At 62.4% G+C, this 6,852-nt stretch carries 7 protein-coding genes and 2 pseudogenes; 6 read left to right on the forward strand and 3 right to left on the reverse strand.

What is annotated here, in order from left to right:
• Positions 1-122: 122 nt before the first annotated feature.
• The 5 genes from trxB to AC0L23_RS22280 all read left to right on the forward strand — a co-directional run bounded on the left by trxB (position 123) and on the right by AC0L23_RS22280 (position 3,983).
• Positions 123-1,088, forward strand: a complete 966-nt coding sequence (gene trxB / locus AC0L23_RS22260) for a thioredoxin-disulfide reductase (protein WP_018453588.1) — start codon at positions 123-125, stop codon at positions 1,086-1,088.
• A 5-nt stretch (positions 1,089-1,093) separates the two neighbouring features.
• On the forward strand, positions 1,094-2,017 hold the full coding sequence (locus AC0L23_RS22265; protein ID WP_007614700.1) for a LysR family transcriptional regulator: 924 nt from the start codon (positions 1,094-1,096) through the stop codon (positions 2,015-2,017).
• Positions 2,018-2,479: 462 nt separating this feature from the next.
• Positions 2,480-3,388 (forward strand): 4-hydroxy-tetrahydrodipicolinate synthase family protein, encoded by a 909-nt coding sequence (locus AC0L23_RS22270; RefSeq protein WP_085383821.1) that lies wholly within the window; start codon positions 2,480-2,482, stop codon positions 3,386-3,388.
• Between the two features lie 172 nt (positions 3,389-3,560).
• Positions 3,561-3,707: a hypothetical protein gene (locus tag AC0L23_RS22275; protein WP_162847256.1), complete on the forward strand. Its 147-nt coding sequence runs from the start codon at positions 3,561-3,563 to the stop codon at positions 3,705-3,707.
• Positions 3,708-3,803: 96 nt separating this feature from the next.
• Positions 3,804-3,983, forward strand: coding sequence for a hypothetical protein (locus tag AC0L23_RS22280; RefSeq protein WP_007596684.1), 180 nt, complete (start codon positions 3,804-3,806; stop codon positions 3,981-3,983).
• 129 nt (positions 3,984-4,112) lie between these two features.
• Here AC0L23_RS22280 and AC0L23_RS22285 read toward each other — a convergent pair whose 3' ends face one another.
• Both AC0L23_RS22285 and AC0L23_RS22290 read right to left on the reverse strand, forming a co-directional pair.
• On the reverse strand, positions 4,113-4,790 hold the full coding sequence (locus AC0L23_RS22285; RefSeq protein WP_007596685.1) for a ParA family protein: 678 nt from the start codon (positions 4,788-4,790) through the stop codon (positions 4,113-4,115).
• A 460-nt stretch (positions 4,791-5,250) separates the two neighbouring features.
• On the reverse strand, positions 5,251-5,625 hold the full coding sequence (locus tag AC0L23_RS22290; protein WP_085348773.1) for a hypothetical protein: 375 nt from the start codon (positions 5,623-5,625) through the stop codon (positions 5,251-5,253).
• A gap of 324 nt (positions 5,626-5,949) precedes the next feature.
• On the opposite strand from AC0L23_RS22290, the pseudogene AC0L23_RS22295 reads away from it, so the two are divergent.
• A pseudogene (locus AC0L23_RS22295) lies at positions 5,950-6,186 on the forward strand (CoA transferase); the annotation flags it as partial.
• A 371-nt stretch (positions 6,187-6,557) separates the two neighbouring features.
• On the opposite strand, the pseudogene AC0L23_RS22300 reads toward AC0L23_RS22295, so the two are convergent.
• Positions 6,558-6,852 (reverse strand): annotated as a pseudogene (locus AC0L23_RS22300) (IS110 family transposase); the annotation flags it as partial.

Consider the following 6,852-nt stretch of genomic DNA (forward strand, 5'->3'; position numbering starts at 1 on the left):
ATGCAATTCTTGCATAGCTCACCAGAAGGCTTAGATTACCTCTGATATTTCAGCGCCTCCGCGAGGCCTCCCGGCACGTTCCGCGCCCGCGCTGCAGTCCCCCGTGAAAGGCATCTGTCGAAATGTCCGCCGCTGTCCATGCAAAGGTCGTCATCATCGGCTCCGGCCCCGCAGGCTACACGGCGGCGATCTACGCCGCGCGCGCGATGCTCGAGCCGATCCTGATCCAGGGCATCCAGGCAGGCGGCCAGCTCACCATCACCACCGACGTCGAGAACTATCCCGGCTTCGCCGACGTGATCCAGGGCCCCTGGCTGATGGAGCAGATGGAGAAGCAGGCGCTGCATGTGGGCACCCAGATCAAGACCGATCTGGTGACGAAGCTCGACACCTCGCAGCGACCCTTTCGCCTCACCTGCGATAGCGGTGACGTCTATCTCGCCGACACCGTGATCCTCGCCACCGGCGCCCAGGCGCGCTGGCTCGGGCTGCCGTCCGAAGCGAAATTCCAGGGCGGCGGCGTGTCGGCCTGTGCCACCTGTGACGGCTTCTTCTACCGCAACAAGCAAGTCGTGGTGGTCGGCGGCGGCAATACCGCGGTCGAAGAAGCCCTGTATCTCACCAACCATGCCTCGCAGGTCACCATCGTGCATCGTCGCGATCACTTCCGCGCCGAACGCATCCTGCAGGAGCGTCTGTTCAAGCACCCGAAGATCAAGGTGGTCTGGGACTCAGCCGTCGACGAGATCTGCGGCACCGAGAACCCGAACAAGGTCACCCATGTGCGACTGAAGAACGTCAAGTCCGGCGCGTTGACCGATGTGCCGACCGACGGCGTCTTCATCGCCATCGGGCATGCCCCGGCGACCGAGCTCGTGGCTGGGCAGGTCAAGCTGAAACCGTCGGGCTATGTCGAGGTCGCCCCGAACTCGACCGCGACCTCGGTCCCCGGCCTGTTCGCCGCCGGCGACGTCGCCGACGAGACCTATCGTCAAGCGGTCACGGCGGCCGGCCTCGGCTGCATGGCGGCGCTCGAGGCGGAACGATTTTTGGCCCTGCGCGCCAGCGAGCGCGCGGCAGCGGAATAGACATCATGGCAAGAACACGCGACGGATTTACGGATATGGACTGGGACAAGCTGAAGGTGTTTCACGCCGCGGCGGAAGCGGGCAGCTTCACGCACGCGGGCGAGCAGCTCGGCCTGTCGCAATCGGCGGTGTCACGCCAGGTCTCGGCACTGGAGCAGGAGCTCTCGGTCTCGCTGTTCCACCGCCACGCCCGCGGCCTGATCCTCACCGAACAGGGCGACCTCCTGTTCCGCACCGCCCATGACGTCTTCATGCAGCTGCAGGCGGCGCGCGCGAAACTGACCGACAGCCGCGAGCGGCCGAGCGGCGATCTCAAGATCACCACCACGCCCGGCGTCGGCATCAACTGGCTGATCCCCAGGCTCGGCGAATTCACCGCGCTCTATCCGGAAATCCGGATCTCGCTGATCGTCACCGACGAGGAGCTCGACCTGTCGATGCGGGAGGCCGACGTCGCGATCCGCACCCGCAAGCCGACGCAGCCGGATCTCATTCAGCGCAAGCTGTTCGCGATGGGCTTCCACGCCTATTGCTCGCCTGATTACATCAAGCGCTTCGGCACGCCGCGCACGCTGGAGGAGCTCGACTCCCACCGCATCATCACGCTCTCTGACGGCAACTTCGCCCCGCATCTTCAGAACCGCAACTGGCTGGTCGAAGCGGGGCGCAACGGCTCGGGTCCGCGCGAAGCCTATTTCAGGGTCAACAACATTCTCGGCCTCGTCCGCGCCTGTCAGCAGGGCCTCGGCATCGCGGCGCTGCCGGACTATCTGATCGAAGAACAGAGCCGCCTCGTGCAGCTGTTCGGCGAATCGGATTCGATCCAGCTCGATACGTATTTTGTTTATCCGGAAGAGCTGAAGACGGTCGCGCGCGTGCAAGTGTTCCGCGACTTCGTGGTGAGCAAAGCGCAGCGCTGGCCGTCCTGATTTCCGCATGTCTGACATGCGGCTTGGACGCTTGATGCATGGCGCGAGGCTAGCCCATAATGTTTCTACGCTGAGCCTTCGCGTTGCGCATTTGTCCCCCTCCTCCAGTGGCGCGGGAGTTCAGTAATCCCTCTTGGAAGGTGATTGTGTCGGCCTCACGTGGCCAATACCTTAAGCCGGGCTCGATCGAGCCCGGCTTTTTTTTGGCAAATCCGGCCTTCGCCCTCCACGTGTATTGACAGTTCCATGCTTACCCCGCATCATTTGCGAATGATCACGAAGTCGTGCGCAATCTCGTCGCAGGCAATCGCCTCGAAAAAAGGCCCCCATTCGGGGACCTCGGATTTTTGCGCGCGCTAACAGCCTTCGTCATCGCGAGCCGAAACTTCGAAAACCCCGCCGCCTGGACGGGGTTTTTTCATGTGCCCCGTCTCAGGATTTTTCCCGAGAAGGAGATGGAACATGACCGGACTACAGGAACATTTGCACGGGCTCTGGCTGCCGCTGATCACGCCGTTTCGCGACGGTGCCCTCGACGAGAGGTCGCTGCGCCGGCTGACACGGCATTACAGCGGGCAGGCCGTCGACGGCTTCATCCTGGGGGCGACCTCCGGTGAAGGCATGACTCTGCGCGAAGCCGAACTCGAACGCCTCGTCGCCATCGCGCGCGACGAGCTGACCACCGGCCACAGCAAGCTTCCGATCTGCCTCGGACTTTCAGGCGCGGACACCTCGCGGCTGAAGGAGCGTCTCGACGAGACCGCGGACTGGCCGATCGACGGTTATCTGATCGCGAGTCCGTATTACGTGCGGCCGTCGCAGCGCGGGTTGCTGGCGCATTTCGAGGCGCTCGCCGATCACGCCGCCTGGCCGCTCGCGCTCTACAACATCCCCTATCGCACCTCGGTCAACATCACCAACCAGACGCTGCTGCGGCTTGCCGGGCATCCGAACATCATCGGCCTGAAGGATTGCGGCGCAAGCCGCGAGCAATCCATCGCGCTGCTGCGCGACAGGCCTGCGGACTTTCGCGTGCTGACCGGCGAGGATGCGAATTATTTCGAGGCGCTCAGCGACGGCGCCGATGGCGGCATCGTGCTGTCAGCCCATCTCGAGACCGCGACGTTCGCGGCTGTCCATGCCGAGCTGAAGCGCGGCAATCACGATGCAGCGCTGGCGCGCTGGCAGGAGGTCGCGGACCTGACGCGCCTGTTGTTCACCGAGCCCAGTCCCGCCCCGGCAAAATACTGGCTGTGGCGCGCGGGCCTGATCGACAGCCCCGAAGTGCGCCTGCCGATGGTCGAGATCGGCAGCGAACTCGCCGTGCAGCTCGATTGCGAGATCGAACGGCGGATGCAAGTCGCGGCTTAGATGCTTCACCTCTCCCGGCAGGCTTCCCTTCTCTCTTGCGGGAGAAGGGAAGACGCACCGTGGTTAACCCCGCCCCAACGGCCTTCGCTGCTGCCGCATGGCGCATCCACGGCTCGTTTACGCAAACGCGCCTATCGTCTTCATTCAAAGTCTTTTCAATGGGGGAATGATCATGGGGCAACGCATCCGCCCGACGGCGGCAGACACGTTCGCGTCGGCTGATTTCTTGCGGGGAATTGTGGTGGTGTCGTCGTTCGGCTTCTGGGCGGTGATGCTCGGCCTGATGCCGGTGCTGGTGTTTCGGGTCTGGCTGGCATGATGCCAGCGCGCCGCGATGGTTAACTCGTGGTAGCAGCTGTGTTCAAAAGCGCGCGAAACTGCGACCCGGAATTTTAAAATATCCCGTGTAGCGTTCATGCCCATAAGCGAAGAAATCGCGGGGGCGTTTGTGAATAGTCATAACGAGATGGCGTCGCATTACGACGCTGGACAGCAGGGCTTTACCACCGAGGACATTCTCTGGGCCGCCGGCATCTGGTCGGTGATCCTCACTTTGTCGCCGGTGATCGTGTTCTACATGCTGATGGTGGCGTAACTTCCATCCACTTTCTTGAGCACGATCTTATCGGAAAACCGCTTCACACTTTTCCGGATCGTGCTCGCCCGAAAACGCAAAACGCGCGGAGGTCCGCGCGTTTTTCGTCCGGGGAATGATTTATGAAAATTACGCCGCCTGCTTGTGCATTGCGCCGGACGCCGACGCCGTGCCGCGAATAGCCTTCACCGAACGTTCGATCGCCGCCCACAGCCTTGCGATTTCCTGCGCCGCACGGCTCTCGGCCTGATATTCCCGCGCGCCCTCGCCGTGGCTCAGCGCCATCAGCAGATCCGAACGGTTGGTGATCTGGCCGCCCCACACCGGAGCACGGAACTTCGCCAACGCCTCGCGGGCGATGGTGACGATCGGGCTTTCGGACTCGTCGCGGCGCGCCGGCGCACCGTTGAGCACGACCGCGTAGGGCTTGCGCGCCGCACGGCACATCTGGATGGTTTCCTGCACCGCGTTGACGTCGAACACGCCGGGACGGGCAGGAATCACCACCATGGTGGCATTGCGGATGGCGTCGTCGACGACGGCCGACAGGTTTGGCGGCGTGTCGATCAACACCCATTCATAACCGTCGCGCTTGGCCGCGGAGACGATGCCGCTGACCGAGTTCACCGCGGACTTGATCGGCGGCTCGTTGGTGCCACGCAGCTTGTGCCACAGCGTGAGCGAGCCTTGCGGATCGGCATCGACGAGCAGGATCGGCTTGGTCGCCTTGATCTGCGCGGCGAGATGCGCGGCCAGGGTACTCTTGCCTGAGCCACCTTTACGCGATGCAAAAACAATAACGTTCATACCTCTGCCTCCAGATTGACCCCAGGCGGCGAAAATGAATCACCGCGGTGATTCGGGAAAGAAAAATTTATCATAAGTTATGCTGGCGCCATGAAATAACAAAGCGCGTTGGCTTTTGAGTCACACTACTGCGTGCGACGACGGCTGCGAGCTGCATCGCAACACCTTTCACGCCAGCAATCGTGCGTTTTTTGAGCAGCCTTGGCAAGACGAAGCGGAATGCAACCTCGCCGCGCAATCCGTTCCGCTAGCCGTTTCCATCCCGCCTTGTCGCAAGCGTCCGCATGCGGAGGCGAACAAAAGGAGTCCGGGGGGCTGGTGTGGGGCTGATGCCTGGGTCAGTTTGACTCAGAAGACAGCGAGCGAGGAGTCAGACACGCAAATGCCCGGGACTTCAAACGCACTGCGCGCTGTGGCCCGGGCATGATCGAGTTTCAAAAAGGGAACGCGGCGCCCGCGTTCAGCCTTCGCTGGCTTTCTTCTTCTTGGCCGGCTTGGTGCTCTTCTTCGCCGTCCGGGCCGAGCTCCTGGGCGCGATGCTGGTCGGCTTGCCGGCGCGGGGCGCGGCCGCCATGCCCGGCTCCGGTCCAGGCCGGAAGAACGCGCGGCACTGCGGCGAGAGCTGCGACTTCTTCTGGATCATGCAGGCGGTGATGGCGTCGACGTTCGGAACGAACTCGCCGCACAGCCGCATCGCATCCGGCGTGCAGGCCTGCTGCTCCTCCTGGGAGTAGGCAAAGCCTTCACCCGGCTGGATCAGGACGGCCAAGGCGATCCCCGTGATCGCAGCAGCCGTGTATGTCTTCACGGATTTCTTAAAGCGGAACGCCGGCATCGATCCCCCCAAATGTCGAGTCGGAGGCGATAGTGGGTGAACGGGGGTTCGTTGGCAACCGAGGGGAGATGCGAAAGCCGCGACGTGTGCGGTCTCGGCAACAGGGACCCCCCAAAAACAAAAACGCGAAAACAACCCCATGCACAGTAGCCAAGTCCATGTGGCGATTGAACTTTGCGGATCGCATTTTTGCGGATTTTACGAAATCGCGTTTGACTCGTCGGGCAAAACAGGAGCATGATGCCATCATCACAGAACGTGCGTGGGGTGGTCGGCTTGTCTCCTGCGCTGGACAAAAGCGTGAGCAGGAGCGGAGACGATTGCATGGAGCGACATGAGGCGGACCTGCCGCTGTCGGGCGTGACGGTGGTCTCGCTCGAGCAGGCGATCGCGGCTCCTCTGGCCAGCCGGCATCTTGCGGACTGGGGCGCCCGCGTCATCAAGATCGAGCGGCCGGGCGACGGCGATTTCTGCCGCGACTACGATCACGTGATGAACGGGATGTCGAGCCAGTTCGTCTGGACCAACAGGTCGAAGGAGAGCCTCGCCATCGACATCAAGTCTCTGATGTCCCGAGTCAAGCACACAGCGCACGGTTTCTCATCTCCACGAGGACTCATCGTGAAGTTCTTGTGCCGATGGATCGTGCAGAGGAGAAGGCGGGACTCAAAGACGTCGGTGAACAGGCTCTGATGCGCGGGTTGGATACCGCATTTCCGTTTTTTCGTCTGGGGCTGTCCCTGGTCTAGCGTCGGGCGTCGATCGGATGATCGGCCACATAATGGATTTCAGGATTTCCCCTGCCGTGGTCCCGCCTTCACTTCTGCACGATTAATGTCTGCGACTGCCCCCTGATCTTGATTGCAACAAAGGGGGCTGTGGGCCGGTCGAGCGCACCTCACGACTCGAGCGGTCCACAGCCCCCAACGATGTCACGCCTGTCGAGGTGGCATGAGCTCGCGATTGATCGCCCAAATGAAGGCGGATAGCTCTCGGGCAATCGCCGTGACGATTACGGTTCGCCGCTTGCCCTTCCGCTCGAGTGAGCGGAAGCGTCCGCACAGCCTGGTTTGCGCTTTCCACGCAATCTCGCGCGCGACTCTCGGTGCGGCCTCCACCTTTGGCTGCTTGTCTCGGCTCACGCGCGGCGGATATCGATAGCTCCAGGCCGCCTCTACAAGAATACGTCGCGCCCGCCCATTACCGGCTTTGGTGATGCCGCCTCGC

The organism is Bradyrhizobium sp. MI1.4, assembly GCF_055811315.1.

Excerpts from the sequence above, each read along its gene's own strand:
- trxB (WP_018453588.1), top strand. The coding sequence starts at position 123 with ATGTCCGCCGCTGTCCATGCAAAGGTCGTCATCATCGGCTCCGGCCCC.
- AC0L23_RS22265 (WP_007614700.1), top strand. The coding sequence starts at position 1,094 with ATGGCAAGAACACGCGACGGATTTACGGATATGGACTGGGACAAGCTG.
- AC0L23_RS22270 (WP_085383821.1), top strand. The coding sequence starts at position 2,480 with ATGACCGGACTACAGGAACATTTGCACGGGCTCTGGCTGCCGCTGATC.
- AC0L23_RS22275 (WP_162847256.1), top strand. The coding sequence starts at position 3,561 with ATGGGGCAACGCATCCGCCCGACGGCGGCAGACACGTTCGCGTCGGCT.
- AC0L23_RS22280 (WP_007596684.1), top strand. The coding sequence starts at position 3,804 with ATGCCCATAAGCGAAGAAATCGCGGGGGCGTTTGTGAATAGTCATAAC.
- AC0L23_RS22285 (WP_007596685.1), bottom strand. The coding sequence starts at position 4,790 with ATGAACGTTATTGTTTTTGCATCGCGTAAAGGTGGCTCAGGCAAGAGT.
- AC0L23_RS22290 (WP_085348773.1), bottom strand. The coding sequence starts at position 5,625 with ATGCCGGCGTTCCGCTTTAAGAAATCCGTGAAGACATACACGGCTGCT.